Annotated in this window: 29 protein-coding genes and 1 riboswitch; of the genes, 15 read left to right on the top strand and 14 right to left on the bottom strand. The window is 37.7% G+C overall.

The window, feature by feature from the left end:
* The first annotated feature begins 207 nt into the window (after positions 1–207).
* The 4 genes from ACQV2T_RS07915 to ACQV2T_RS07930 all read left to right on the top strand — a co-directional run bounded on the left by ACQV2T_RS07915 (position 208) and on the right by ACQV2T_RS07930 (position 2,032).
* Entirely contained in the window at positions 208–570 is a 363-nt protein-coding gene (locus tag ACQV2T_RS07915; protein ID WP_428874021.1) for a PadR family transcriptional regulator, read from the top strand.
* Positions 560–1,306: an HAAS domain-containing protein gene (locus ACQV2T_RS07920; protein ID WP_428882416.1), complete on the top strand. Its 747-nt coding sequence runs from the start codon at positions 560–562 to the stop codon at positions 1,304–1,306. Before ACQV2T_RS07915 ends, ACQV2T_RS07920 begins: the two co-directional genes overlap by 11 nt.
* Positions 1,307–1,439: 133 nt before the next feature.
* A complete protein-coding gene (locus ACQV2T_RS07925) occupies positions 1,440–1,799 on the top strand; it encodes a hypothetical protein (protein WP_428893485.1) in 360 nt (119 codons plus the stop codon).
* 5 nt (positions 1,800–1,804) lie between these two features.
* On the top strand, positions 1,805–2,032 hold the full coding sequence (locus ACQV2T_RS07930) for a hypothetical protein (RefSeq protein ID WP_428893486.1): 228 nt from the start codon (positions 1,805–1,807) through the stop codon (positions 2,030–2,032).
* A 26-nt stretch (positions 2,033–2,058) separates the two neighbouring features.
* Here ACQV2T_RS07930 and ACQV2T_RS07935 read toward each other — a convergent pair whose 3' ends face one another.
* On the bottom strand, positions 2,059–2,652 hold the full coding sequence (locus ACQV2T_RS07935) for a hypothetical protein (protein ID WP_428893487.1): 594 nt from the start codon (positions 2,650–2,652) through the stop codon (positions 2,059–2,061).
* 261 nt (positions 2,653–2,913) lie between these two features.
* On the opposite strand from ACQV2T_RS07935, the gene ACQV2T_RS07940 reads away from it, so the two are divergent.
* Both ACQV2T_RS07940 and ACQV2T_RS07945 read left to right on the top strand, forming a co-directional pair.
* Positions 2,914–4,080, top strand: coding sequence for a polysaccharide deacetylase family protein (locus ACQV2T_RS07940; RefSeq protein WP_428893488.1), 1,167 nt, complete (start codon positions 2,914–2,916; stop codon positions 4,078–4,080).
* A 221-nt stretch (positions 4,081–4,301) separates the two neighbouring features.
* Positions 4,302–6,005, top strand: coding sequence for a C69 family dipeptidase (locus ACQV2T_RS07945; protein WP_428893489.1), 1,704 nt, complete (start codon positions 4,302–4,304; stop codon positions 6,003–6,005).
* A gap of 89 nt (positions 6,006–6,094) precedes the next feature.
* Here the strand turns inward: ACQV2T_RS07945 and ACQV2T_RS07950 are convergent, their stop codons facing one another.
* Positions 6,095–6,205: a transposase gene (locus ACQV2T_RS07950; RefSeq protein ID WP_428893499.1), complete on the bottom strand. Its 111-nt coding sequence runs from the start codon at positions 6,203–6,205 to the stop codon at positions 6,095–6,097.
* Between the two features lie 622 nt (positions 6,206–6,827).
* On the opposite strand from ACQV2T_RS07950, the gene ACQV2T_RS07955 reads away from it, so the two are divergent.
* The 5 genes from ACQV2T_RS07955 to ACQV2T_RS07975 all read left to right on the top strand — a co-directional run bounded on the left by ACQV2T_RS07955 (position 6,828) and on the right by ACQV2T_RS07975 (position 8,133).
* On the top strand, positions 6,828–6,989 hold the full coding sequence (locus tag ACQV2T_RS07955; RefSeq protein ID WP_428893490.1) for a hypothetical protein: 162 nt from the start codon (positions 6,828–6,830) through the stop codon (positions 6,987–6,989).
* Positions 6,990–7,006: 17 nt separating this feature from the next.
* Complete coding sequence (locus ACQV2T_RS07960; RefSeq protein WP_428876268.1) at positions 7,007–7,150, top strand: hypothetical protein; 144 nt, start codon at positions 7,007–7,009, stop codon at positions 7,148–7,150.
* 20 nt (positions 7,151–7,170) lie between these two features.
* Positions 7,171–7,305, top strand: coding sequence for a hypothetical protein (locus ACQV2T_RS07965; protein WP_428875185.1), 135 nt, complete (start codon positions 7,171–7,173; stop codon positions 7,303–7,305).
* A gap of 132 nt (positions 7,306–7,437) precedes the next feature.
* Positions 7,438–7,764, top strand: coding sequence for an MgtC/SapB family protein (locus tag ACQV2T_RS07970; protein ID WP_428893491.1), 327 nt, complete (start codon positions 7,438–7,440; stop codon positions 7,762–7,764).
* Between the two features lie 81 nt (positions 7,765–7,845).
* Positions 7,846–8,133, top strand: a complete 288-nt coding sequence (locus tag ACQV2T_RS07975; protein ID WP_428882209.1) for a hypothetical protein — start codon at positions 7,846–7,848, stop codon at positions 8,131–8,133.
* A 19-nt stretch (positions 8,134–8,152) separates the two neighbouring features.
* Here the strand turns inward: ACQV2T_RS07975 and ACQV2T_RS07980 are convergent, their stop codons facing one another.
* Genes ACQV2T_RS07980 through aroB form a run of 7 tightly spaced genes read right to left on the bottom strand, consistent with a single transcriptional unit; the run spans position 8,153 to position 14,815 of the window.
* Positions 8,153–8,896 (bottom strand): aminotransferase class IV, encoded by a 744-nt coding sequence (locus ACQV2T_RS07980; RefSeq protein WP_428893492.1) that lies wholly within the window; start codon positions 8,894–8,896, stop codon positions 8,153–8,155.
* Positions 8,878–9,648, bottom strand: coding sequence for a 3-deoxy-7-phosphoheptulonate synthase (gene aroF, locus ACQV2T_RS07985; RefSeq protein WP_428874360.1), 771 nt, complete (start codon positions 9,646–9,648; stop codon positions 8,878–8,880). Before aroF ends, ACQV2T_RS07980 begins: the two co-directional genes overlap by 19 nt.
* A gap of 15 nt (positions 9,649–9,663) precedes the next feature.
* Positions 9,664–10,122: a type II 3-dehydroquinate dehydratase gene (gene aroQ / locus ACQV2T_RS07990; protein ID WP_428874359.1), complete on the bottom strand. Its 459-nt coding sequence runs from the start codon at positions 10,120–10,122 to the stop codon at positions 9,664–9,666.
* A complete protein-coding gene (locus tag ACQV2T_RS07995; RefSeq protein ID WP_428893493.1) occupies positions 10,088–11,374 on the bottom strand; it encodes a shikimate kinase in 1,287 nt (428 codons plus the stop codon). The genes aroQ and ACQV2T_RS07995 overlap by 35 nt, the downstream gene beginning before the upstream one ends.
* Before the next feature lie 26 nt (positions 11,375–11,400).
* Positions 11,401–12,513, bottom strand: a complete 1,113-nt coding sequence (gene aroC / locus ACQV2T_RS08000) for a chorismate synthase (protein ID WP_428893495.1) — start codon at positions 12,511–12,513, stop codon at positions 11,401–11,403.
* On the bottom strand, positions 12,503–13,774 hold the full coding sequence (locus ACQV2T_RS08005) for a 3-phosphoshikimate 1-carboxyvinyltransferase (RefSeq protein ID WP_428893496.1): 1,272 nt from the start codon (positions 13,772–13,774) through the stop codon (positions 12,503–12,505). The genes aroC and ACQV2T_RS08005 overlap by 11 nt, the downstream gene beginning before the upstream one ends.
* The gene (aroB, locus tag ACQV2T_RS08010; protein ID WP_428892603.1) at positions 13,775–14,815 is read right to left on the bottom strand and encodes a 3-dehydroquinate synthase; all 1,041 of its coding nucleotides are present in this window, start codon (positions 14,813–14,815) and stop codon (positions 13,775–13,777) included. It abuts the gene before it with no gap.
* A 67-nt stretch (positions 14,816–14,882) separates the two neighbouring features.
* A riboswitch (THF riboswitch) is annotated at positions 14,883–14,976 on the bottom strand.
* 174 nt (positions 14,977–15,150) lie between these two features.
* On the opposite strand from aroB, the gene pabB reads away from it, so the two are divergent.
* A complete protein-coding gene (pabB, locus tag ACQV2T_RS08015; protein ID WP_428874354.1) occupies positions 15,151–17,169 on the top strand; it encodes an aminodeoxychorismate synthase component I in 2,019 nt (672 codons plus the stop codon).
* A gap of 81 nt (positions 17,170–17,250) precedes the next feature.
* Here pabB and ACQV2T_RS08020 read toward each other — a convergent pair whose 3' ends face one another.
* The 5 genes from ACQV2T_RS08020 to ACQV2T_RS08040 form a co-directional block, all read right to left on the bottom strand.
* On the bottom strand, positions 17,251–19,395 hold the full coding sequence (locus ACQV2T_RS08020; RefSeq protein WP_428874353.1) for a heavy metal translocating P-type ATPase: 2,145 nt from the start codon (positions 19,393–19,395) through the stop codon (positions 17,251–17,253).
* Complete coding sequence (locus tag ACQV2T_RS08025; RefSeq protein ID WP_428874352.1) at positions 19,385–19,795, bottom strand: ArsR/SmtB family transcription factor; 411 nt, start codon at positions 19,793–19,795, stop codon at positions 19,385–19,387. The genes ACQV2T_RS08020 and ACQV2T_RS08025 overlap by 11 nt, the downstream gene beginning before the upstream one ends.
* A 300-nt stretch (positions 19,796–20,095) precedes the next feature.
* Positions 20,096–20,875, bottom strand: coding sequence for an ABC transporter permease (locus ACQV2T_RS08030; protein ID WP_428874351.1), 780 nt, complete (start codon positions 20,873–20,875; stop codon positions 20,096–20,098).
* A gap of 5 nt (positions 20,876–20,880) precedes the next feature.
* Complete coding sequence (locus ACQV2T_RS08035; protein WP_428874350.1) at positions 20,881–21,666, bottom strand: ABC transporter permease; 786 nt, start codon at positions 21,664–21,666, stop codon at positions 20,881–20,883.
* A complete protein-coding gene (locus ACQV2T_RS08040; protein ID WP_428874349.1) occupies positions 21,663–22,637 on the bottom strand; it encodes an ABC transporter ATP-binding protein in 975 nt (324 codons plus the stop codon). Before ACQV2T_RS08040 ends, ACQV2T_RS08035 begins: the two co-directional genes overlap by 4 nt.
* A gap of 176 nt (positions 22,638–22,813) precedes the next feature.
* On the opposite strand from ACQV2T_RS08040, the gene ACQV2T_RS08045 reads away from it, so the two are divergent.
* The 3 genes from ACQV2T_RS08045 (at position 22,814) to ACQV2T_RS08055 (ending at position 24,388) form a co-directional block, all read left to right on the top strand.
* Positions 22,814–23,449, top strand: a complete 636-nt coding sequence (locus tag ACQV2T_RS08045) for an endonuclease III domain-containing protein (protein ID WP_428875161.1) — start codon at positions 22,814–22,816, stop codon at positions 23,447–23,449.
* Positions 23,450–23,534: 85 nt separating this feature from the next.
* Positions 23,535–23,816, top strand: coding sequence for a TspO/MBR family protein (locus ACQV2T_RS08050; protein ID WP_428893497.1), 282 nt, complete (start codon positions 23,535–23,537; stop codon positions 23,814–23,816).
* Positions 23,817–24,025: 209 nt separating this feature from the next.
* Positions 24,026–24,388: a TIGR02328 family protein gene (locus ACQV2T_RS08055; protein WP_428893498.1), complete on the top strand. Its 363-nt coding sequence runs from the start codon at positions 24,026–24,028 to the stop codon at positions 24,386–24,388.
* The last annotated feature ends 61 nt before the right edge of the window (positions 24,389–24,449 follow it).

Genomic DNA, 24,449 nt, shown 5'->3' on the forward strand with positions numbered 1-24,449 from the left:
AGACTCACTGGCTCTTTTTCTAATTTATATGGCTAAGTTCATTTTACAATTCACCAAAACTTAATATTAGAAGAGTCACCTCATCTTTAAGAAGGGGTAATTGAATTTTAAACTAACTCTTGCATTACAAGGTAGCTAGCTGTATAATAATCTTAAAATACTATGTAATACAAGATAGTGAATTCGTTCTGTAAAAGGAGGGGTAATTTGTCTTCGACACAAATGTTAAAAGGAGTCATTGATGGATGCATTCTGATGATTATAAAAAATAAAGAAGTATATGGTTATGAACTGGCAGAAAAATTATCCCGTTATGGTTTTCATTCGATGAGTGAGGGTACGATCTATCCTTTATTAATGCGAATGAAAAGAGAGGGTTTAGTATCATCGACACTAAAAAAATCCACTGCAGGTCCCAAAAGGAAATATTATTCCCTGACTGAAAAAGGCGCAGATGAATTGGATCATTTTATTAAGCGCTGGGAAAACCTTCAAAGTAGCGTTAACAAGGTTTTAAATAGAGAGTCGTACACGGATAGTGATAAAGGAGATGGAACAAATGGAAAATAATACTCAACTATCGAAACAAAGTAAAGAGTTTTTAGAAAATCTAACCGTATACTTAGTTTCTAAAGGTAAGGAAACGAATGAGATTGAGGAGATAGTTAGTGAGTTAGAAGATCATCTCATACAAGCTGAAGGCCAAGGGAAGCCGATTGAGCATATTATTGGTTCGTCGCCTAAAGATTATATGAGGTCAATAGCCAATGAAATGTTAGTTGATCACCGTTCTGCTATTAAGAATATTATTGGCATTATGGTTGCATCCTATTCTTTCATTATCTTACCTAATTTGATGAGAGGCGAATTCTCTTTTTCGATTCTAGAGATTATGGGTCATTTAGTTATTGCTGGAGCATTTATTGTTGCAGTGCTTGCTGCTTTTAGAAATATTATTCCAGCTAGATTATCAGACAAAATGAAGTATTTAGTATTTGCTATTATTTCACTTGTAACTATAGCTGCCTATGTTGCTTTATATTATGTAGATAGTATGACTCAAACACCAATTATAACATTAGACTCCACCGTCAGCCTTCTCATTGGGTCTATTATGGTGTTGAACTTAATTTTATTATCAATTTGGTCCAAAACAGCGGTTTTACTCGTAACACTTTTGTTAATTACACTACCAGAATATCTTTTAAATCTATCGCCTCTTCCCTACGAGTTAAAGCAAATTTTAACTTTGATTATTATGATAGGAGGATTTGCACTGTATGCTTGGTTTGTTTTAAAAAGATAAATTATCATAACAAGTGCAACACTTAATAAACGCAGAGTTCATTAGCTATATTAATAGGTAAATAACCAAACAAAACAGATTAAAAGGAGCCATTAACTATGAGTTATAACCATCTTACAATAGAAGAGAGATCTTGTATTTATCAATTTTAAATTTAAGAAGGAGTATCATAAAAATTGCCAAAACATTAAGAAGATCTCTTAGTACAATTTCAAGAGAAATAAAAAGCAATTCTTCAAACATTAAGGTTCGTAGACGAAAAGAGAGACATAGAAAAAGCAAGTATTGTTTTGTAACACTGGCAGAAAGAAGATCCAGATATTACATAGCAATATTAGTAGAAAATAGAAAGTCGGAAAATGTCACATCGGCAATCATTAATGCGCTAAAAGATCTTGTAAAAACAATAACATTTGACAGAGGCGAAGAATGTTCAGAATTTGAGCAAACAGAAGAGGAATTAGGCTGTAAGACATATTTCTATGATCCTTAGTGTGCTTGGCAAAAGGTACAAATGAAAACAGCAATGAGCTTTTAAGAGAGTTTTATCCTAAAGGTCTAGATTTGTCAAAAGTAAGTAAAGATGGTTTACACAATAACCTAGAGTTAATGAAAAATAGACCAAGGAAAGGTATAAAATATAAACCACCTAAAGAAGAACTTTTTAGTTTCTTACTATCGGTGTTGCATTTGATTGGACAATTCGTCAAAAGAAAAAACGCCTAGTTTATAAACTGGGTGTTTTAATCATTTTAATCTATATCAATCGAAACAGGGTAATCAATATTTAAGTCAGGATCTTCTTCGTTCACTAATTTTAGCGTCATTTCTAAATCATCATCTAATTCAGGTGCCTCTTCATCTTCTTCTAAGCTTTGAATTTTTAAGATGATTTCGCCTTTAGCGCTTGCTTCAATTTCTTCTGAAAGAAAAACCATTTTTTTATCGATTAAATCATCATCGATAGTAACATCTTCTGCCATGATATTCATGGTTCTATCTGTCTTATTTTCTACTTCAAAGACGAACTCATAATAATACCCTAATTCTTCATCATCTTTTTCATTTACTTCGACATATTTAATGAAGAAGTCTTTGTCATCCGTAATAATATATTCTTCATCTCCACCTGTTAATTCTTTTAACTTGGCTTTCTTGTCTTTCAGCTCCACTTTGAGAACTTTAATTTCGATTTTCAATTCTTCAATCTTTTCTTCATCTTGAGCGGAGACAGTCACTCCCCCCAACATCATCATACTTGCCAATAGCACTATATTTTTTTCATCAATGACTCCTCCTTTTGATTTTAACAGTTTTATTTCTTGTCTATATATTAACCATAACATTGAAGGAGAAGGCATTCAATTAGATAGCTTATTGCCTTAGAGAATAATAAATAGAAAACCAAAAGGACTTAAAAACTTTTTGAATTTTTATAACAATATAGTTTTAGAATAATTAAAGATAATTAAAATTTCTAATTGGAACAATTGTAAATAAAGTTAATTTCTTTATCTTTTTCCCTAGAATTTATCTATTAGATGGAGTATGCTTAAAAAGATGTAAAAAAAGCTGGAAAAAAATTGTGAATAAAATAAGGTGATCAAATGTATAAGAAAATAGCAGCCAGCCTAGCAGTGTGTTCAATTTTACTGTTAATCATTTATATGACATTTAATGCTAACAATCAGAATGAATCGACCTTTTCAAAAATCGAATTGAGTGCTCGAAAGAACAAATCGCCTGAAGCTTATCGCAAAGAACTATTGGAATTATATGAAACGCAACCCTTAACCGGAGAGGGTGTGGTTGAAGAAAGAGAATTAAGAGATATTAGTCTCAATGAGTATAATACAAAAATAGAGACCATTTTAGCTGAAATAACTGATCAACCACTCAAAGAATCCATCCATTCTTTAGCCGAGAGAGATCGGCCGCTAGTCGAATTAAATCAAGAGGTTCGTAATCTTAAAAAGAATATGGAAAAACCTAACAAATATTCTCCAGGTTTTTTAATTAAAGTGAAAGAAATTGATCGTAAATTAGAAGCAAACAACTTAACAAGAACATACAAAGACTTGAGTCACTGTTATCAAAGTTGGGGAAAGGCAATTTATGAACATTCTATTCCAGTCCCTCGTAAAGTCTATGCTGACCCAGACCTAGGGAAGTTTATAAACATATCAGCCCAGCCAGATGAAAATACTAATACTCAAATGCACTCTGCTAAATTTGCAGTCTTAACGTTTGATGACGGGCCCAACCCAGTCACTACGCCACAAATCCTAGATATTCTTAAAGCACATGATGTGAAAGCAACCTTTTTTGTATTGGGTCAAAATGCAGAAAAGTATCCCGAAATCATTCAACGCATGCATGATGAAGGGCACTTGGTGGGCAACCATTCCTACAGTCATCGAAATTATACAATAATTAGTGATACTGATGTTCTATATGAACTGAATCACACTAACGAAATTATTGAAAGGGTGACTAATGCCCCTGTCAACTACTATCGAATGCCATATGGAGCAGGTGGCAAACGTGAAATGAATTTAACGGAAATGACTCCTGTTCTATGGAACGTTGATTCGGAAGATTGGAAGAGTCGAAATGAACAAGCCATTATCAACCGTGTAGTAGCAACCCTATTACCTAGTCCAGTAATTTTAATGCACGACATCTATCAAGAATCGGCTAACTCATTAGGAGCAGTCATTGAAAGCGTCCAAGCCAATGGGTATCAGTTTGTGCGACTGGATGAAATGATGTAATTATTCAAACCTCATTATCATAAGTATAAATGCCTAGCTAGAATTCAAGTCTAGTTGGGCATTATTTTTTCTTTTGTTTAATAGTTTTTTACAATTTTAGATTATAACTAATGAGCCATAATCTATTTATAAAAATAATATGCTATATAAACTGATTAAGTAATAACCAAGTGTTATAATTAAATCATGAAGCGTTTACACAAAAATTTAGGAGGTATTTTATGAAGAAGTTTTTCGCAAGCATTGTTGCCATGTTATCGGCAGGAATGTTACTGGCTCAACCAGTAGCTGCCTGTACAGGCGTATATGTTGGTAAGGGCCTTACAGAAGATGGGTCAGTTATTTTTGGCCGAACAGAAGACTTAGAACAAAGCCATAATAAGACTTTTGTAGTAATTGAAGCGACGGAAAATGAAGAAGGCGCAAAGTTAGTGGATGAATATACTAAGTTCGAATTTGAACTACCAGCTCAATCTTATAAGTATTTTGCTGTGCCAGATACCACCCCTGAGTGGGGCTTGTATTATGAAGCAGGTTATAATGAGTATGGTGTAGCGATGGATGCGACCACTACTACTTATACTAATGATGAAGTTTTAGCGGTTGACCCTTTAGTTGAAAATGGTCTTTCAGAAGGAATCATGACGACCGTCGTTTTAGGTCACGTTAAAACAGCGCGTGAGGGCGTGGAGTTGTTAGCATCGATTATCGATGAGAAAGGCTCTTCCGAAGGCAACGGATTGATTATTGCTGATAAAAATGAAACTTGGTATATGGAAATTTTATCCGGTCATCAATATGCTGCGATGAAGTTGCCAGATGATATGTTTGCCGTATTCCCCAACTCGTTCTTCTTAGAAACAATCGATGTGAACGATACTGAAAATGTGATTGCCTCTGCCGATTTAATTAACATTGCAGAAGAAGCGGGTACTTATGCCGAGGAAGAGGGGATGATTCGGGTTGCTGATTCTTATGCAGCTGAAATAGATCCCGGGTCTGTGTCTAGGTATTGGTCTGGAGTAAAAACCTTAGATCCAGATGCAGAAGTTTCTTTAGATGATACAGAGTTTCCATTCTTACATTCTACGGATAAAACAATCACATTAGATCAAGTCATGAGCTTACAACGAAATCGTTTAGAAGATACAGATTATATTCCAGCGGATAACATCGCATCTGCTACCGGTGGACAAGTTGTTAAAGAAACTGAAACAACAGAAGGTGAAGAAACCAAAGCAACAGAAAGCGAAGAGGCTGAGGCAACAGAGGGTGAAGAAACCAAAGCAACAGAAAGCGAAGAGGCTGAGGCAACAGAAGGTGAAGAAACCAAAGCAACAGAAACCGAAGAAACCGAAGTAGAAGAAAGCGAAGAAACTGAAGCAACAGAAGGCGAAGAAGCTGAAGCAACAGAGGGCGAAGAAACTGAAACGACTGAAAAGCAAGAACCAGAAAAGCCTGAGAATGCTTTATATCCCATTGGTAACAAAAATACAATGGAAGCTCATATCTTCCAAATTTATGAAGATATGCCTGAAAAAGTACCAGGTGTGATGTGGTTAGCGATGGGATCGCCTACCGTTTCACCTTACTTACCATACTTTGGAAATATCAATGACACACTATCTGCTTACCAAGTGGAAACCAATGAATATGATCCAGAATCATTCTATTGGGCAGTAGATAATCTACTAACCATTATGTTAGAAGATGAAGAAAACTTAAAACCAGAAATGAGAGAAAAGATCTTAGCCATTGAAAAAGCTGGTAAAGATAAATACGAAGAATTACGTCAAGAACTTATCACGATGTATGCGGAAGATCCCCAAGCTGCTGCTGAGTGGATTACTGAACAAACCATGCAATTAGCTCAAGATGCTTTTGATCAAATTAAAGATTTAGAAGCAGAGTATGTAGAGAAATAAGGCTCATTGTCCAATCGGATTGATAATATTTTTCAAGAGATCAAGCAGCATGTTTTTGTTGCTTGATCTTTTTTTCCTGACGTAAAGCGTTATGAAATGACTAAACCACTTGCTCGGAAGTGTGTGTAGTATTGATAGCCATCAGCATATCTGTTGATAAGTTTAATCTTATGGTTGATTCCTTCAATTGGTTCATTGATTTGAGGAGGGAGGAATAAGTTCTATTTTTAATAATGGTTTGATGCCCATTATATATCGAACAAATAAGGATAGAATAGGTTAGTATTGTTTGATATAGATATTGTTTCAATAATTAACAGCAAAACATTTCACTATGTTGATGTAATAATTTATGATATCAAAACTATTAATAAATAGGCTCAAGAAGCTAAGAATTATTGCTTAATCTAAGGCTTCTCTTTTGTTACTCTTAATAAGAGGATAAAACTTGATAAAGTTAAAGAGAGTGTTTCCGTGGAAATAAGAGTGTTGAATGAAGCAGATATAAAGGAAGTTATGACCATGAAAGAACTATTCAAGCGGTAAAAAAGCTTTAAAATTATATTCTGAAGATAAAACAGATAATCCCTTAAGAACAAACATTGATTTAGAAGAATTCGGAGGTCAAAATTTATCCATGCCAAGTTTAGCTGGCTCGGCGACAGGGTTTAAAATAGTTTCTGTCTATCCGAATAATATCCATGTTTAAAACAGGGGGACACGCTCAACATCAATTAGAAGCGATGTTATCAGCGCAACCAATTAAAGAAGAGTGTGCCTTTGATAGTGACCAAGAGCGTGCTAGCGTATTCGCTTAAAAAAATGATGGATTTATTCGCTAAAAAGTTTGACGTTGAAATTAAAGCTGTTGCTTCTCCAAAAGAAACAATCGGTGGGGACGACGTTATCACAATTGTTACCACATTACAAAAGCTGTTTTTGATAGTGAAAATCTTAAACCAGGAGCCCATATTAATGGCGTAGGCTCATACACGCCAGACATGCAAGAACTTCCTGAAGCAATTTTTGCTCAAGCAGGTAAGATCTATTTAGATACCAAAGATGGAGTCTTAAATGAATCAGGCGATTTAATCAATCCGCTCAAAAAAGGTATTATACAAAAAAGTCCATCACAGGTGAATTAGGTCAATTAGTTTCAGGTAAAATAGCCGGGCGTCAATCAGAAGACGAACTCACTGTCTTTAAGACGATAGGCTCTGCTGTTTTAGATATTATAGTTGGAAAAGCGATTTATGAAAAAGCTATGGAATTAAACAAGAGCCAAGTGATTGAATTATAAATCTAAGTCACTTCTATGCGAAGTGCTTTTATATAAATAAAGTTAAAATTTAAAGAGAATAAGTAGGGAAAAATGATGAGCTGTTATACTTATTAAACAAAGAAAAAGAAATTAACTTTAGGGAGGTCATCAATGAAGTTACCAACGATTAATTTTGAAGAAGTAAATTTCTTTACCATACTCTTAAGGTCCCTTTTAGCTATGTTGATTAGTGGTATGATTGGTTTTGGACGTGGATTGAAAAATCATCCAGCCGGTATGCGTACTTATATTTTAGTCTGTGTAACTTCAGCCATGGTAATGATGACCAATCAGTTTGCAGCCGAATTTTTTGAAGGGATTGATCCTACACGGATGGGGTCGCAAGTTGTGAGTGGGATTGGCTTTTTAGGTGCCGGTATGATTTTAGTTACTAATCGTGACAAAATTAAAGGGTTAACCACGGCTGCGGGCTTGTAGTCTTCGGCTTGTATTGGCTTAGCAATTGGGATCGGCTTCTACGAAGTAGCAATTGTTGTAGGCTTTATACTCCTAATCACTTTGACCTTCTTACAAAGACTTGAAAGCTCATTAAGGAAGAAAACACCTTGGGTAACGGTTTTTGTGCAAGCAAATGATGTTCAATCTTTTAATGAGGTCCTTCATTTTATTGAAGTGTCATTAGTTACCGTCACTTTTATCAAACCCTTGGTGAATAATAGTGACCAACTTGATTATTTAGTCCGTCTAGTAATTCCTAAAGAAGTTCATGCTGAAAAGTTCTTTCAAGATATCAATCAGCTTGCAGGCGTGAGTATTTATGAATCGGAAGATGAATATAATGAATAAAAAAGCTAGTCAAATGTTATCACCATTGGCTAGCTTTTTGCTTATATATTTTTATAGAATATTCCTCTTGGATGTAATCAATTAGAGGATGATGATCTTGGTAATGGGTTGATTCAAGTGTTTTAATTGGAGTAATCCCCATCAAACAGTTGGTCATAAAACCAGCTTGGAAAGTTTGTCTTTCTTGCCAGTCTATGGGGCGAATAGTCACAGGGAAATGGTCAAGCACCCATTGACGCATAATACCTGGAAGAAGACCTGCGCTTGTTGGAGCAGTGATAAGCTCTTGGTCTTTAACAAAAAAGAGATTCGTAAAGCTTCCCTCAGTGATCTGGTCTTTTTCATTTAAAAAGATGCATTCAAAAGCCCCTTTTTCTCTTATCTGCTTTAAATTAATTTTGTTCGCTAAGTACATAGTGGACTTATGTTGCAAGAGTGTGTTAGAGGAATGGCGCTGCCACTTGGCTAATTTTAATGGCTTTGCAGGCAAGAATCTCTTACCATAGGGATCCGATCGTTCTTGTAGAACAAGATTAGCTGGTGAGAGGATGATTTTTAAAGCCCCATCCACCATTTCTTTCTCGTTAATAGAGTTGACAATAACGTTTTTGGTTATAGAACTTTTGAAACCTAAAGCTTTGGCTGATTGACACAAACGGCTAAGATGTTGGTCTAAGAAGAGCGCTTGTCCATTGATGACTTTAAGGGTGGTAAAAACACCTTGTCCAAAAAGAAAGCCTTCATCTAATTTGATGTAAGCCATGGTTGGCACTCCTTCATTAGTTGATCCAACATAGAATAATCAATAGTCTGAGCGGCATCGGTCCAGGCCTGGTCGGGATTGTGATGGACTTCGACCATAATCCCCGAAATATCAGCGGCTAAAGCGGCTTTACTTAAAGGGAGGATGAGGTCGCGTCTACCACTGGCATGGCTAGGATCAATAACGACAGGTTGTTTCGTTTTGGCTTGGAGGAGAATAGCACCTGCTAAATCAAGGGTGTTGCGTGTTTCATCTTGAAAGCTACGTATGCCGCGTTCGCAGTATACAACCGAAGCTTTTCCTTCGCTCATTAAATACTGACCGGCCATTTCCCATTCTTTAAGAGTTGCTGAAAAGCCTCTTTTTAATAGGACAGGTTTACCGGCTTGACCTAACAACTTCAGCAGTTGGTAATTATACATATTTCGAGAACCTACTTGAAACATGTCCACAAGATCGATCAGCTTTTCGACATCATATTCACTTAAAACTTCTGTGACCATCGGGAGGTGAACTGAATCAGCGGCGGCTCTTAAGTACTTTACACCTTCAAAGCCTAAACCTTGAAAAGCATGAGGGCTGGTTCTTGGTTTATAAGCACCCGCTCGAATCATGTCGACTCCCGCCGCCTTCAAGGCTTGAGCTTCTTTAAAAATATGTTCTTCAGATTCAATAGAGCAGGGTCCAGCGATAACAATAGCTGGTTGTTTGCCAAAAGTGACTTGCTTTACAGATACAGAATTCATTGTCATTTATATCTTCTCTTTCTATGTGATAGGTGATGGATTATTAGGATTAAAGAGGTAATTTTTGATAAAATCCAGAGCTTGAAGGTAGCCTGCAGGGCCTTGTCCTTCAATTGTTATTAAGGCTAAATCTTGGATATATGAGACTTGTCGGTAACTTTCTCTTTGACTAATAGAACTTAGATGGACTTCTACAAAAGGAATGGCAACGGCTGCTAAAGCATCGCGAATAGCGATGGATGTATGGGTGTAGGCAGCTGGGTTTATTACTATGCCATCCACCTTTTGATAAGCATTTTGAATTTTATCGACTAAGGCTCCTTCGTGGTTGGATTGAAAGATATCAAGGTCTACAGCATATTCATTTGCCCATTTTTTTAAAGAGTTCGTTAAGTCAGAGTATGAGGTTTGACCGTATATTTCTGGTTGACGGATGCCTAATAAGTTAAGGTTGGGTCCGTTGAGGACTAATAATCGCATGTTTGATCAGCCTTTCTTGCATTTCTTGATAGCTAGTAGGGATAGAAGACTTGACGGGAATAATGAGGTCTGCACTCTCTTGGTAGAGTGTTTTTCGTTCATTCCATAAACGCTTAACTTGGTCTAGTGAAGCTGAAAGTGGTCGGCCCTTTCGAGACAGTTCTTCTAAGGGGCGCTCCAATAGAATCAATCGACCATTCTGAGTTAGAGCTTGTCGGTTCCTTGCCCTTAAAATGGCACCTCCGCCCGTGGCAATTACTTGCCCATTTCTCTTAGCCACTTGATGAATGATTTTTTCTTCTAGGTCGCGAAAAGGTTTTTCGCCCACCTTGGAAATATATTCAGAGATCGGTTGATGGATGACAGCTTCGATCAATTGATCGGTGTCTAAAAAGGGGCGGCCTAGTTGATCAGCCAGTTTTTTTCCGAGAGTGGTCTTGCCAACACCTGGCATTCCGATGAAAACTAAGTTTTCGATTCCCTGCCAATAGGATTGGCAAATTTGATGGATGAAGTCTGTCGGATAAGACTTACCGGTAAAAAGTTGACTGGCAAAAAAAGCTTGAGCAATTAACATGTCGAGTCCACCTATAGCTTGAATGCCTTGGCTTTTGGCTTGGAGGACTAAAGAAGAGCGTAAGGGATTATAGATGAGATCAACGACCGCTTCTAGTTGAGGGAATGCGGTCAAGTTTAATCTTAAATCCTGGTTATTAGGGTACATACCAACCGGTGTCGCATTGAAAATAACTTGAGCCGCCTGATTGTCAGCCTTTAATGGTGGGAAAGCTTGGCGAATGCTTAAATGGCTAACTCGGTGACAGTTATGGTTTTTAGCATAAACAGCGATCATTTTGGCAGAGCCACCGGATCCAAGAATAAGCACATTTTTGCCTGTTAAGGTCAGATGATTATTTTTTAATAAAAAGTCTAAGCCAGCGTAGTCAGTATTATAGCCTTTGAGTTTTCCCTCTTCATTCACAATTGTATTGACCGATCCGATGGCTTTAGCCAAGGGGTCTAGGTTGTCTAAATAAGGTAAGGCCGCTTCTTTATAAGGAATAGTCACATTGAGTCCGAGGTAGTTTTTCTCTAAAAGAAAGTCTTTCAACTGATTGGGTTCTAATTCAATTAAGTGATAGGGATAGTTCCCAATTCGTTGGTGAATAGATTGGGAATAACTATGACCTAATTTACGTCCGATTAAGCCACAAAGAGTGGGTTTTTTATTTTTTTGAGATGTCTGTAACATAAGAACCTACTTTCTAAAGGCGGCAATTAATTTTTTGTTGAAATAGTTGGCCATTGACCGTCCATCATCATTAGGTCTAAAAGGCAAATAGCGGTCATTGCTTCAATAACGGGAACAACCCGAGGGACGATACAAGGATCATGCCGGCCCTCAATCGTCAATTCTTGATTAACTTGTTTATCAAGGTTGACACTTGCTTGGGATTGACCGATAGAAGAAGTAGGCTTAATTGCTACTCGCATAATCAAGGGCATGCCAGTGGTCAAACCACCGATAATACCGCCGTGATGGTTGGTCAGCGTTTTAACCATCAGGTTATTATCCAAATAATAAGGATCGTTGTGCTGGCTGCCGCGTAAGTTTGCTCCAGCAAAGCCCGTTCCGAATTCTACGCCGCGAGTGGCGGGAATGCCAAACATGGCATGGGCTAATTTAGCTTCACACGAATCATAGAGGGGTTGACCGATACCAACTGGTAAGCCGTCAACGATTACTTCGATTTGCCCTCCTACAGAGTCTTTATCTTCTTTAGCGGCTAGGATAGCTTCCTTCATGGCTTGGCCTTGCAGGTCATCAATTACGGCAAATTCTTTATTAACTAATTCACTTAAGGCTTTAAAATCAGGTTGCGCAAAATCAACTAACCGGTCTTTTATACCAGCGATTGAATGAATGTGGCTATAAATTTGGATGCCGCTTGTTTCTAATAAATAGCGGGCAATACTACCAGCCATTACAATTGGAGCAGTCATGCGCCCTGAAAAGTGTCCGCCCCCACGAATGTCATGGTGTCCCTCATATTTAATGAAAGCAGGATAATCAGCATGTGAGGGGCGCGGGAGATATTCATGTTGGGCATAATCCTTGGACTGCATGTCTTGATTCCTAATTTCTAAGCAAAGGGGCGCCCCACAGGTTTTACCGTCTACAATACCTGCTTTGACTTCAAATAAATCAGTCTCGTTACGGCTAGTTGACCAAACCTTTTTACCAGGACGACGACGTTCGAGAGCTGTTTGAATGGCTGCATAAGGGAAATCTAAACCGGCAGGAAGGCCATCAATGACTACCCCAATCGCTTTAGCATGGGATTGTCCGTAAACAGTGAGACGAAAATTTTGACCGAGACTAAAGGACATGATAGATACCTCCTAATTTTTGAAAATCATCGAAGAAGTGGGGATAAGATTTAGAAACACAGTCCGCCCCTTTAATAATCACAGGTTCTTGGGCAAAACTACCGGCAATGGCAGCTGTCATTGCAATACGGTGGTCTTGAAAAGTATCCACAATTCCGCCATGAAAGCCTTGCCCTCCTTGCAAGATGAACCCATCAGCTTCAGCTTGTATGTAGACACCTAAAGCTTGCATAAGAGCTACGGTAGATTCTATTCGGTCACTTTCTTTTAAGCGGAGGCGTTGGCCGTTAACGATGCGAGTAATCCCAGCTTTTCTAGCGGCTGCTAGGGTAAGGATAGGAATGGCATCGGGCAATTGACGGGCATCGATTTCCACTATTTGATTACTTGCAGTTGAAGTCTTACTGGGATGATAGTCAGTGGATTGTCTTGCCGACTCGGGGATGGGATAGCCCAATTTATCCAAATAGGACAAAGCCTGACGGTCTGCTTGGAGACTGTCAAAAGTAAGATTTAAGACCTGGACGCCTGCTACTAAGAAGAAAAGGGCGTTGGACCAATCGCCTTCTACTTGGTAGGGCGCTGCTTGTATAGGTCCATCGAGTAAGTGATAGGCTTGAGTTTGATGAGAAAAATCAATCCTTTTACTAAATTCTTTTAAACTAGCTAAGGTCATGTCGACATAGGCAGCGGATTCCAAAGGCGAAGTTAATTTTATCTGACTTGCTTTATTTAAATGAGCGAGAGCCAAAGCTAATCCTGAAATAAATTGAGAAGAAACATTACCTGGAAGTTGGTAATTTCCTGCCTCTAACTTGCCTGAAAGCCAGACACTAGGGCCTTCTTCTTGCCAATAAATACCTAATTGGTCAAACAAGTCCCAATAAGGTTGGTTGGTTCGATTGATCAAACTCCCTTGGCGAAGGATTTCGACCTGTTGGTTCTTTTCTAACCGACTAGCTAAGATAGGAATTAGAAAGCGTAAGCTTGTTCCTGACTCGCCCACATTGAAGTGGCGCTTCATAGAATGAGCATCTGGCAGGATATGGTATGCTTTTTGATCTGAATCATGGTGAACCAGGCAACCTAGTCCTTCAATACAAGTCAATGTTGCTTCTAAATCTTTTGAAAGACGGTCTAAATAGATGGTAGAGGGACCATTGGCTAAGCTGGCTGCAAAGAGTGCTCGATGAGCGTCTGATTTAGAAGGAATTGCAGAAATACTGCCTTTTAAAGAGTGAGGCATAATTTGAATATCCATCTACAATCGACTCCCTGCTTCAATCCATTGGCCTAATTCATGAATAGGAATGGCTTGTCGGACACAATTTCCTATTTCAACAGGAATAATTAAGTGAATCGTTTGGTCTTGTTTTTTCTTGTCGTGATTAATGGCGTTCAGTAAATCTTGGTTATCACAGTAATAAGTCTGGAATAGTCCTTGTTTTTGGTATAAATCTTCAAGAAGAGGAACAAATGATTGGCGGGCCCAACCCAATTTAAAACTAGCACGAGCCATCCATAATAGGCCGATTGCGACTGCTTCACCATGGTTCACTTGGTGGTTGCTAATACTTTCAATGGCATGGGCGAAAGTATGACCTAAATTAAGGAATTGTCTTTTACCTTGATCGTGAAAATCATTAGCAACATAGGCGTGTTTTATTTCTAAAGACCGTTTAATTAGATTCAAGTAGTTGAGTTGACTTTTATCTCGTCTGATGTCCTCCAATAAAGCGGGGTCAGTAAGGATCGCATATTTTATAATTTCTGCTAACCCATTGTTAATTTGTCTGATATCTAAGGTGTCTAAATAGGCAATATCGATATGAACCCAAGCGGGATGATAGAAAGTACCCACTTGATTTTTATAGGCACCAAAATTAATGCCATTTTTACCCCCAATGGCAGAGTCAACCATAGCTAAAAGAGTCGTCGGAACTTGTATAAAGTTGATTCCTCTTAAATATGTGGCGGCTAAAAAGCCCCCTAAGTCACCAATGACGCCACCACCAAAGGCGATTAGGCAATCAGACCGAGTAAGTTTTTCTTCTACCATACGATTCATCACTTCTTGATAACAAGCTAATGACTTTGACGCTTCACCGGCAGGAACAATATGGTAAGAAAAGGATGCTAACTGACCAAGTTGATCAATTTGTTCTTGGTAAAGGGTCGCCACATTTTGATCCGTTAGTAGAAACTTTTTTCCGCTCATTTGGCTTAAGCGTTTTTTTAATTGACTAAAATGATGGTGTTCTAGATAGATTGGATAAGGAAAAACATTCAATTGGATGTCCAAAATGTACCCTCCTAAACAAAAATAGGAGCTCTGAAAAATTCAGAGCTCCGCTAAAGATGGATAATAAAACAGCGGAAGATAAAAGGCATCGCATGATTGTTCATTTCGTTTTACAGCAACTTCCCATCTGTAAATACTTTACGCACCTTTTATACTCTGTTCAAAGTTCTCCTTCATTATAGGTGAATGATAGCACTTGTCAATCATTGACAAGGATTAAATGCTATTCTTTTTAAATTACTTTTCAGGTATTTTTACTAACTACAAATTGTGATAAAATAGGACAATAACCAGTTGCATAGATATCGTTGAAAAAAATGTTAGGAGAAACCATTATGAAGTTTGTTATCATTGATAATTATGATTCCTATACTTATAATCTGTTTCAATTAATAGCCAAAGTGACGCAAGAAGTTCCGTTGGTTATTAAGAATGATCAAATGTCATATGAAGAATTTAAATTGTTAGATTTTGATGCGGTGGTTATTTCACCAGGTCCTGGAAGTCCTGAAAATCCTGAAGATTTTGGTCTTTGCCGTGAAGTAATCGAAAAAGAAGAACGTCCCATATTGGGCATCTGTTTGGGTCAGCAAGGAATTTACTATCTGAATGGAGGAGAAATTATATTGGCTCCCCAGCCTGTTCATGGGCGGCTGAGTGAAATCAGACATAATAATCAAGGGCTTTTTAAAGGACTACCGCAAGATTTTAAAGTGACCCGTTACCATTCTTTAGTCTGTAAAGAAGAGAAATTGGAGAACATTCAAGTGGATGCGAGAACGCACGATGGCTTAATTATGGGGATTTCTCATCGTAGCAAACCTCAATACGCCGTTCAGTTTCATCCAGAGTCAATTGCTTCACAAGAAGGTGAGCGTCTAATTGAGAATTTTGTAGACTTGATCCACACCTTCCAAATACAGACAAATCCTTTGCGTGTTACAAAAGTTCCTTATCAAGGCAATGCACAAGCGTTGTTTAATCAGCTTTATCAAATTAATAAACAAACGCAATGGTTAGACTCTAGTCAAGTGACAAAAGCTTTGTCTCGTTTTTCTATAATTGGACAAGCTGGTCCTCGCCATGGCCATCGTCTGACCTATGATATTACGGATAATTTGGTTATCAAGACAGATATAAAGGGAAGAGAAGAAAGAATTCATCAAGATATATTCACTTATTTAGAAAAACATCAACCTCAATGGCCAATCCATCAAGATTTACCATGTGATTTCCAATTAGGTTATATTGGTTATTTTGGTTATGAGCTCAAAAGTTTAATGGAAGGGCCTAATCAGCATCAGTCATCGTATCCTGATGTCATATTAGATTATATTGATCGAGCGGCTGTTATCGATCATCACGAAAACCAACTTTATTTACTATCCTATAAAGATGACAAAGACTGGATCAAAGATTTAGATTTTTCACAGGCTTATATTTCAGTAGGTGAAAAAGAAGAGCTTATCATGGAGGCCTTCGATCAACCAACTATTGCTTGGGCTATGGCTCGCAGTGACTATTTGAAAGCTATCCACCAATGTCAAGACTACATTCGAAAAGGAGAGTCCTATGAAATATGTTTGACCAACCGCTTGGATATCAAAGACCAGCTAGATGCCTATATATATTACCAAACCTTACGCCAAGCCAGTCCAGCCCCTTACGCAGCCTTTTTAACTTTTGATCATTTTGCTGTTGCGTGTTCTTCTATGGAAAAATTCTTAACTTTGAATCGTGATGGTAGAGTTCAAACCAAGCCCATCAAAGGAACGGCTAAAAGGGGTCAAAACCCAGCAGAAGATCAAGCGATTATTCATGCTTTAGCAACCGAGGAAAAGACCATGGCTGAAAACTTGATGATCGTAGACCTATTGCGAAATGATTTAGGTAAGGTCTGTCAGATTGGAACAGTAACGGTTCCCAAGTTGATGGCTGTTGAGAGTTATTCAACCCTTCATCAATTAGTGACTACCGTTCAAGGCTTTCTTGCAAAAAATGTTTCAGCTATTGATCTGTTTAAAGCTTGCTTCCCTGGTGGTTCAATGACTGGAGCGCCGAAGTATCGTACCCTCGAATTAATTGATCAATTAGAAGGACGTCCACGAGGTATCTACTCAGGGGCTATTGGCTATATTGCTAATAATGGTTGTATGGATTTAAATATTGTTATACGCACGGCGGTTATTGAAGAAGAAAAGACTAGTCTCGGTCTAGGGGGAGCAATTATTGCCCTTTCAGATCCAGAAGAAGAGTACCAAGAAACTTTAGTCAAAGCCCAAGGAGCTCTTAATGCCTTAAAAGCCTATTACCATCTACCTTCAACTTACGAATTTAAAATTGAAGGGGCCTAAAAGGATTCATTAAAGATAAATGAGTTTGTTAAACGAAGAAAACCAGCAAGCATACCATTATTATGCTTGCTGGTTTTTTTATTATTTAACTTTCCCAAGTGTTCGCAAACTATTAAGAACTGCAAGGATGGTCACACCAACATCGGCGACAATAGCCATCCACATGGATGAGAAGCCTAAAGCGGCGAGGCTTAGGAAGAGCACCTTAATTCCAAGTGCAAAGGCTATATTTTCTTGAGCAATGCGTAAAGTTTTTTGAGCAATTTTAATAGCTTGAGGGAGTTTAGCTAAAGAATCATTCATAATGACAATGTCTGCTGATTCAATAGCTGCGTCAGATCCCATTCCTCCCATGGCAATTCCAATATCTGCACGGGCAAGAGCCGGGGCATCATTGATGCCATCACCGATAAAGGCTACATTAGAGGATTTTTTATTAGACGTTGATTGCTTAACGTTAGCTAAAATTTTCTCCAGTTCGATCATCTTTTCTTGTGGAAGCAAGTCACCTTTTGCTTGATCAATCCCAACAAGTTGAGCGATTTCGTCGACGGTTGCTTGATTGTCACCAGAAAGTAAGATGGCAGAGGAAATACCCAATTGATGTAATTCTGTCAGCGCGGACTGAGAATCTGGTTTGATCTGGTCTTTAATGAGGACATAGCCTTGATATGCTTGATTAATACTGAGATAAACGACAGTGGCAGCAGTCTTTAATTCTGGCACTTCGATCTTGAATTGATCCATCAAGTCCTTGTTTCCAGCAAGTAAACTTTTACCGTCCACAATTCCTTTAAGACCTTTACCGGTGATTGTTTCTACTTCTTGCACACGATGAGGATCTAAGGGCTGATTATAGGCTTCTTGAATGGAGAGTGCAATAGGATGGTGGGATTGGCTCTCCAAGTGAGCCAGTGCTTCTAAAAACTCATTTTTGCTTAAATATAAGGCCTCTACTTTGTCAATCGCAAAGTTACCTTGAGTGATTGTTCCGGTTTTATCTAAAACTAAGGTCTTAATCTTTGTTAGGGTTTCGAGGAAATTTCCGCCTTTAACCATGATACCTTCACGTGCTGCTGCACCAATTCCACCATAAAAACTCATAGGAACAGAGACAACTAAGGCACAAGGACAAGAGATAACTAAAAATTGTAACGCACGGTAAAAGCTTGTTGACCAAGAAATGTCACTAAAAAAGATAGGAGGCAAAGTAGCCAAAAGAACTGCTAAGGCAACTACAACCGGTGTATAAACGCGTGCGAACCGAGTAATAAATTTCTCAGTAGCTGCCTTTTTGGAAGAAGCATTTTCAACTAAGTCGATAATTTGGCTGACCGTTGAATTTTGGAAGGTCTTAGTGACTTTAACTTTCAGTTGAGAACTTAAGTTGATCGAACCTGAGTAGAGGGTGTCGCCTTCTTTTAAACTCTGAGGAAGAGATTCTCCAGTAATAGCTGAGTGGTCTACTTGAGATTGACCTTGGATAATTTGTCCATCTAGAGGGACCTTGTCTCCGACAGCTACGATAAACTCTTGACCTTCAACTAACTCGCGGGGGTCAATTTTGGTTAATGTACCATCAGTTTGTTGAATACGGGCAAAGTCAGGACGAATTGCCATCAAGGATTGAATTGATTGGCGAGATTGGTTAACGGCACGGTCTTGAAACCATTCTCCGATAGAATAGAACAGCATAACGGCAACTGCTTCAGGGTACTCACCAATCACAAAGGCACCTAAGGTAGCAATCGTCATTAAGAAATTTTCTTCTAACCAGTCCTTATTTTTAATTTTATTCCAAGTAGTTTTAAGTACATTCTGACCTATGAACAGATAGGTCAGACCAAAATAACCCACTAGAAGCCATTCAGAAGAAATATAATTTGTTAAAAAGAATCCTAAGATAAATAAAGGAATGGTAATTAAAATACGCCAGCCTTCGCTATCAAGTAAGCCTTGACTGTCCTTATTTTTATCAAGGTTTAGATTTGATTTTTCTTCTAGCTCAAAGAGCGGAACCAATTTTATCCCTTGTTCGACTTCTTGTACATTTTGTTCCAAGCTTTGAATGAGATTAGACTCCATCACTTGGTCCGTGTCGATTGTTAATTGTCCTTGTGCGAAATTAACGGTCGCTTCAACTTGATCCGAATTGTTTAAGCGAGTTTCAATTTTTTGAGCACAGTTAGCACAAGACAAACCCTGCATTTTAAATTTATAAGTCATTATTATCATTTCCTCCTTCTGCTGCATGTTCCAATGCATTGTGATATAAAATACGCACATGGTCATCAGCAATTGAATAATAAACAATACGTCCTTCTTTGCGCTTTTTAACTAAATTTAATTTAAATAGATAAGCGAGTTGATGAGAAGTGGCAGATTTGGACATGCCTATTAGATGGCCTAAATCGCAAACACACAATTCTGTCTTAAGCAAATACCATAAAATTTTTGCTCGAGAGGGTTCTGCTAATGCTTTAAAGAGTTTGATTAGAATTTTAAAATGTTCTGGATTGAGAGGCACTTCTTGAGCTTTCTTAATCGCTTCAGGATGAATTGCATTCTCTTGACAGCTATCCATGGCATGACCTACTTTCTGTTTATAAATAGTAAAAATTATCATTTATAGTTGAACAGCCGTTCAACCTTTACAACTTAAATATACCACGCACTATTATTTTTGTCAAATGAATACTAATGGTTGATAAACGGCTTGCTAAACTATAATAAACTGACCTCTAAATGAATAGAAATCAGGTAGAAAGAGTAAACGATTAAAAAATAATAAGTAAAATAGTATATAGATTGAGGGCCTTTGAGTAGACGTTAGTGAGTTTAATTGACTGTTTTAAAAGGAAATTTAATAAAGTAGAGGTTAGTTTATGAATCTTATTTATCATTTCATTGAAATAAGATTCTTTGACTAAGAGCCGGTTGACTGATAATGATACAAGCCAAATCGCCAAACACCATAAACAGGTATAGCAAAAACTAGACTCAAAAAAGGAAATAGAGCTAATCGCCAATCATTACTCTTACCTACTAAATATAAAAAGGGATAATACTGGACCAAAGCCAGAGGGAGAATAAAGGTTAGAAACTTTAATATCTTCTTTCCATAAATAGAGAAGGGATATTGACCAAATTCACGTCCGCCATCTGTAAAAATATTCATAATCTCTAATCCTTGAATGGTAAAAAAAGAAAGGCTTGCTGAAAGAAAATATAATAAGGAAAATAACAAGCTGGCTGTTAAGATCATTATGAATAAAGTAGCAATCTTATTCCACGACCATACCATCTTGCCTCTTTCAATGACGAAAACTAGTAGTAAGGCTGCTTGGATTAAGCGTCCTATACGTGAAAACTCAAATTTTGATCCAATAACTTGGAGTAAGGGGCTTTGGGGGCGAGTGAGGACACGATCAAATTCACCATTAGCAATCATCTGAGGAAAAGAATCGAATCCCCTGGCTAGCATTTCAGCTAAGGCGGCCGCAAAAGTGAAAATTCCAGCACATAAAAGCACTTCATCTTTTGAAAACCCTTGTACGCTGTGAAATCTTTCTAACATAAAATAAATGCCTAGTACAGAGACAAAGGTTGCTAAGAATTGCCCCATAATTAATAACAACATAGAAACAGGGTATTGCCATTGAGCCTGCCAATTGAGTTTAAAATAAAGACCTAAAATTTTAAACACTGCATTTAACCTCCTTGAATAACGAATTTAGATAGAGCATGTTGCATCAGCCACCAACCGACCACCAACAGAAGAATCAGCCAAAAAGCTTGAGGAATGATAATATTCCAAGAGCTAATGTCTAGAGAATAGACTCTAAGAGGAATGTTTTGCATATAGGCGAAGGGTGTCCAATGGATAAAGGTTTGTAAAGGCTGGGGTAAAAAGGGTAATGGAATGATTGCTCCGGTTAGAAATTCCCCGATCGTAGCAACAATCACTCGAATTCCCACGTCCGTTAAGAAATAAAAGACACTAATATAGACTAACATTAAGAAGGCAATGATTAATAAAGTAGACAGAATCATCGTCACTATAAAAAGTAGGAGGTGGTTTGGCGGCAAAAGCTTATAAGGTTCTGGCAGAAAGCTTGCTACAATTATCATTGGCAAACACCGTAATAAAGTGCGAGCAATTCGCATGGCAAGGTTAGATATAAACCAATGGGGATAGAGACCGAGAGGACGCGTCAATTGATAGGCAACATTGCCTGAAATGATTTCTTCGAAGATAGTACGGTCATAAATCCATAAAGCAAACAAATTAAGACCGGCTTGTTGGATCCATATATAAGCGCAGACTTGTTCAAAAGTCATAGGTTGACTTTGTGCGTTGGTTTGATAAAAAGATTCGAACATTTTGATGAGAAGTAGGCCCCAAGCAAATTGGGTAAGAATACCTGCTAAAGCAGCCGTTCGATATTGAATGGCTGATTGAAATTGAATGCGAAATATTGCGCTATAAGTTTTCATAATTGATACTCCCGATAAAGCTGGATTACTAGGTGATCAAGGTTAGTAGCATGAGGGCTTATAGATTGTAAATCAAGATTTTGATTTAATAAAGCAATAAATTCATTTTTGGATAGAAGATCCGAATCAAAAGATAATAAAGCTTCTGATTCAGTCGCTTGATAAATTTGAATACCCGGGTGATGAGGTAGTCTTCCTTTATTAAATTCAATGTTCCAAATCTGTTTTTGTTGATTTTTGTTCTTTAATTCCTCCAGGGAACCGTCGAGCAGTATTTTTCCTTGACCAATCAATATAATCCGTGAAGAGAGTGCTTCAATATCTTGCATGTCATGCGTGGTTAAAATAACTGTTGTCTGTTCTTCTTGATTAAGATCGATAATGAATTTTCGAACAGCTAATTTAGAAACTGCATCTAAACCAATAGTAGGTTCATCTAGAAATAGAATGGCTGGCTGATGAATTAAAGCAGCGGCAATTTCACACCGCATTCTTTGGCCTAAACTGAGTTGTCTAACGGGAGTATCCAGTAAGTTTTCGATAGCTAAAGCATATGCTAACTTATCAATTTGTTGATGATAACGCTGTGGATCCACACGGTAAAGGTCACGGATCAGGTCAAAAGAATCCTTAACTGGTAAATCCCACCATAGTTGAGAACGTTGTCCAAAAACGACGCCGATATTTCTAACATGGTCGATCCTGTTTTTCCAAGGCGTTAGGCCCATTATTTGGCACTCACCAGTATCTGGATGGAGGATACCTGATAGGATTTTAAGTGTGGTACTTTTACCAGCTCCGTTTGGGCCAATATAGCCTATCATTTCGCCTTTTTTAACATTAAAAGATACTTGGTCTAATGCCTGATAGTATTCAGTCTCTCTCTTTAAATAAGATAAACCAGGCATTGAGGAGTGTTTTTTTCGTTTGGCTATTTTAAATTGTTTTGAAATGTTTTCAACCTGAATCATCTAATCTCTCCTAAGTTTTTTGATTATTTGAATTATATAGCTAGCGAACTAAAGAAGTAAAATTGAGCCTTTGAATTGTATAACAAGAAGCCTTTCAAGTCAACGAAGAGAAGGTTTTCAATCATAATCTGTTAATAAAGATGATATAATAGGTAAAAGTGGAAAGGGGTGGATCAATGACTTCTGTTTCCATCGAAAAATTGTATACTTATCTTCTGCAAGAAATGGGTCCCAGTGGTTGGTGGCCGGGGGATTCTAAATTAGAAATCATTTTAGGTGCTATTCTGGTTCAAAATACCAACTGGTCGAATGTTGATAAAGCCTTAACTCAATTAAAGCTGGCGACTGGGTTTGATCCGCAAAGGATTCTAAGGTTGGAAAGTAGTCAGTTAGAACAGCTGATTTATTCAGCTGGTTTTTATAAAAATAAAGCCCTAGCTATCCAAGCCGTTTTGAATTGGTTCCAAGAACACCAGTGGAATTATAGCCATATAGTAGAAAAATACGGATCTGATTTAAGAATAGAATTACTTAAGCTTCGAGGTATCGGCCAAGAAACGGCTGATGTCTTCTTAGTCTATATTTTTGACCAAGTCGCCTTTATTTCAGATGCATACGCTCGCAAGTTGTTTTCTTATATCGATCAAAAAGACTATAAAAGCTATCAGCAATTACATGCAGTCGTGCAAATGCCTGAATCATTCACTTATCTTCAAGCTCAAGACCTGCATGGACTGATTGATGAATTTGGTAAAAATTATTTAAAGGATCCTGTTAGGATGGAACGGATAGCTGGAGAGGTGAAGAAATAGTTACTGTATTTTTATGATCGATGCTAAAGCATTTTAGTCGGAGATGAAGGGCTGTTAACTTATAATTTGAAAAAGGAGTGGTTTGATGAAAATTAAAAATTGGTTACTTGTAGGAGCTCCATTGGTCGGTGGAACAATTATTGGCCGTTTAACGGCCGATAATGCCAAAGCAGACTATGAAAAGTACAAACAACCCCCATTTGCACCTCCCAAAGAGACTTTTGGCATTGTTTGGCCATTATTATATACCATGATGGGGATTGCTCGAATAATCATCGAGGAAAGTAAAGAGAAAGACGAAGCCGTTATAAGCTATCGAACCCAATTAGGTCTTAATGGTCTTGGGTCACTGCTATATTTTAAGTAAAAATACCACGGCATTACTTTAAATGAAAGTTTTGTTTTTCATAGCTGTTCGAGTCACAGCTTGGAAACTTTATCAAAAGGACACTTGGAGGATTACTTTTATTGCTCTATGTAATTTGGTTGGCCTTTGTTTTTTATCTTAATGGAGCTACTTGGTTCTTAAATCGAGATTAAGTGTCTTATTGCAATGAATAAATTAGGAGGGAAATAATGCGATTATGGCATGAAGATTTGATTCCCTTATTACCTCGACAGCAACTCTTAGGACAACATCGAGAATGTTGTGCCTTAAGAGGGAAGGGGTGGGGCAAGCCACATTCTACTGTAAACTATGTTTTTAGTTATCATCCCTATAAATTATACCAATACCATGTTTTAGTAATGGAAGAAATGATAGCCAGAGACTATCAGCCGGATAGCCTCTGGCTAGATCCCAAATACCGTGGCAAATCAGCTCCGTCTTATAAGGATTTAGAAGAACGCTCATTAGATTATCCCATTTATCCAGAACATGATGAAGCATATCTTCAAGCTTGTTTGATGAATTTAAAGGATAAGGGGATTGCTATTTAAATAAAAAGGCTCTTTGTCAAATAGGGTTGATGAGTAGGTGAGGTAACCGACTGGTTACTTC

Source organism: Facklamia sp. P13069 (assembly GCF_050409405.1).
GTDB lineage: Bacteria > Bacillota > Bacilli > Lactobacillales > Aerococcaceae > Facklamia.

What these genes read in the sequence shown, in the direction of transcription:
- ACQV2T_RS08005 (WP_428893496.1), bottom strand. Translation starts at nt 13,774, where the DNA reads ATGGATATTCAAATTATGCCTCACTCTTTAAAAGGCAGTATTTCTGCA.
- aroF (WP_428874360.1), bottom strand. Translation starts at nt 9,648, where the DNA reads ATGACAATGAATTCTGTATCTGTAAAGCAAGTCACTTTTGGCAAACAA.
- pabB (WP_428874354.1), top strand. Translation starts at nt 15,151, where the DNA reads ATGAAGTTTGTTATCATTGATAATTATGATTCCTATACTTATAATCTG.
- ACQV2T_RS08020 (WP_428874353.1), bottom strand. Translation starts at nt 19,395, where the DNA reads ATGACTTATAAATTTAAAATGCAGGGTTTGTCTTGTGCTAACTGTGCT.
- ACQV2T_RS07935 (WP_428893487.1), bottom strand. Translation starts at nt 2,652, where the DNA reads ATGTTATGGTTAATATATAGACAAGAAATAAAACTGTTAAAATCAAAA.
- ACQV2T_RS07995 (WP_428893493.1), bottom strand. Translation starts at nt 11,374, where the DNA reads ATGTTACAGACATCTCAAAAAAATAAAAAACCCACTCTTTGTGGCTTA.
- ACQV2T_RS07970 (WP_428893491.1), top strand. Translation starts at nt 7,438, where the DNA reads ATGAAGTTACCAACGATTAATTTTGAAGAAGTAAATTTCTTTACCATA.
- aroC (WP_428893495.1), bottom strand. Translation starts at nt 12,513, where the DNA reads ATGTCCTTTAGTCTCGGTCAAAATTTTCGTCTCACTGTTTACGGACAA.
- ACQV2T_RS07940 (WP_428893488.1), top strand. Translation starts at nt 2,914, where the DNA reads ATGTATAAGAAAATAGCAGCCAGCCTAGCAGTGTGTTCAATTTTACTG.
- ACQV2T_RS08055 (WP_428893498.1), top strand. Translation starts at nt 24,026, where the DNA reads ATGCGATTATGGCATGAAGATTTGATTCCCTTATTACCTCGACAGCAA.
- ACQV2T_RS08050 (WP_428893497.1), top strand. Translation starts at nt 23,535, where the DNA reads ATGAAAATTAAAAATTGGTTACTTGTAGGAGCTCCATTGGTCGGTGGA.
- ACQV2T_RS08045 (WP_428875161.1), top strand. Translation starts at nt 22,814, where the DNA reads ATGACTTCTGTTTCCATCGAAAAATTGTATACTTATCTTCTGCAAGAA.
- ACQV2T_RS07945 (WP_428893489.1), top strand. Translation starts at nt 4,302, where the DNA reads ATGAAGAAGTTTTTCGCAAGCATTGTTGCCATGTTATCGGCAGGAATG.
- ACQV2T_RS07960 (WP_428876268.1), top strand. Translation starts at nt 7,007, where the DNA reads ATGCAAGAACTTCCTGAAGCAATTTTTGCTCAAGCAGGTAAGATCTAT.
- ACQV2T_RS07920 (WP_428882416.1), top strand. Translation starts at nt 560, where the DNA reads ATGGAAAATAATACTCAACTATCGAAACAAAGTAAAGAGTTTTTAGAA.
- ACQV2T_RS08035 (WP_428874350.1), bottom strand. Translation starts at nt 21,666, where the DNA reads ATGAAAACTTATAGCGCAATATTTCGCATTCAATTTCAATCAGCCATT.
- ACQV2T_RS08040 (WP_428874349.1), bottom strand. Translation starts at nt 22,637, where the DNA reads ATGATTCAGGTTGAAAACATTTCAAAACAATTTAAAATAGCCAAACGA.
- ACQV2T_RS07980 (WP_428893492.1), bottom strand. Translation starts at nt 8,896, where the DNA reads ATGGCTTACATCAAATTAGATGAAGGCTTTCTTTTTGGACAAGGTGTT.
- aroQ (WP_428874359.1), bottom strand. Translation starts at nt 10,122, where the DNA reads ATGCGATTATTAGTCCTCAACGGACCCAACCTTAACTTATTAGGCATC.
- ACQV2T_RS07955 (WP_428893490.1), top strand. Translation starts at nt 6,828, where the DNA reads ATGATGGATTTATTCGCTAAAAAGTTTGACGTTGAAATTAAAGCTGTT.
- ACQV2T_RS08025 (WP_428874352.1), bottom strand. Translation starts at nt 19,795, where the DNA reads ATGATAATTTTTACTATTTATAAACAGAAAGTAGGTCATGCCATGGAT.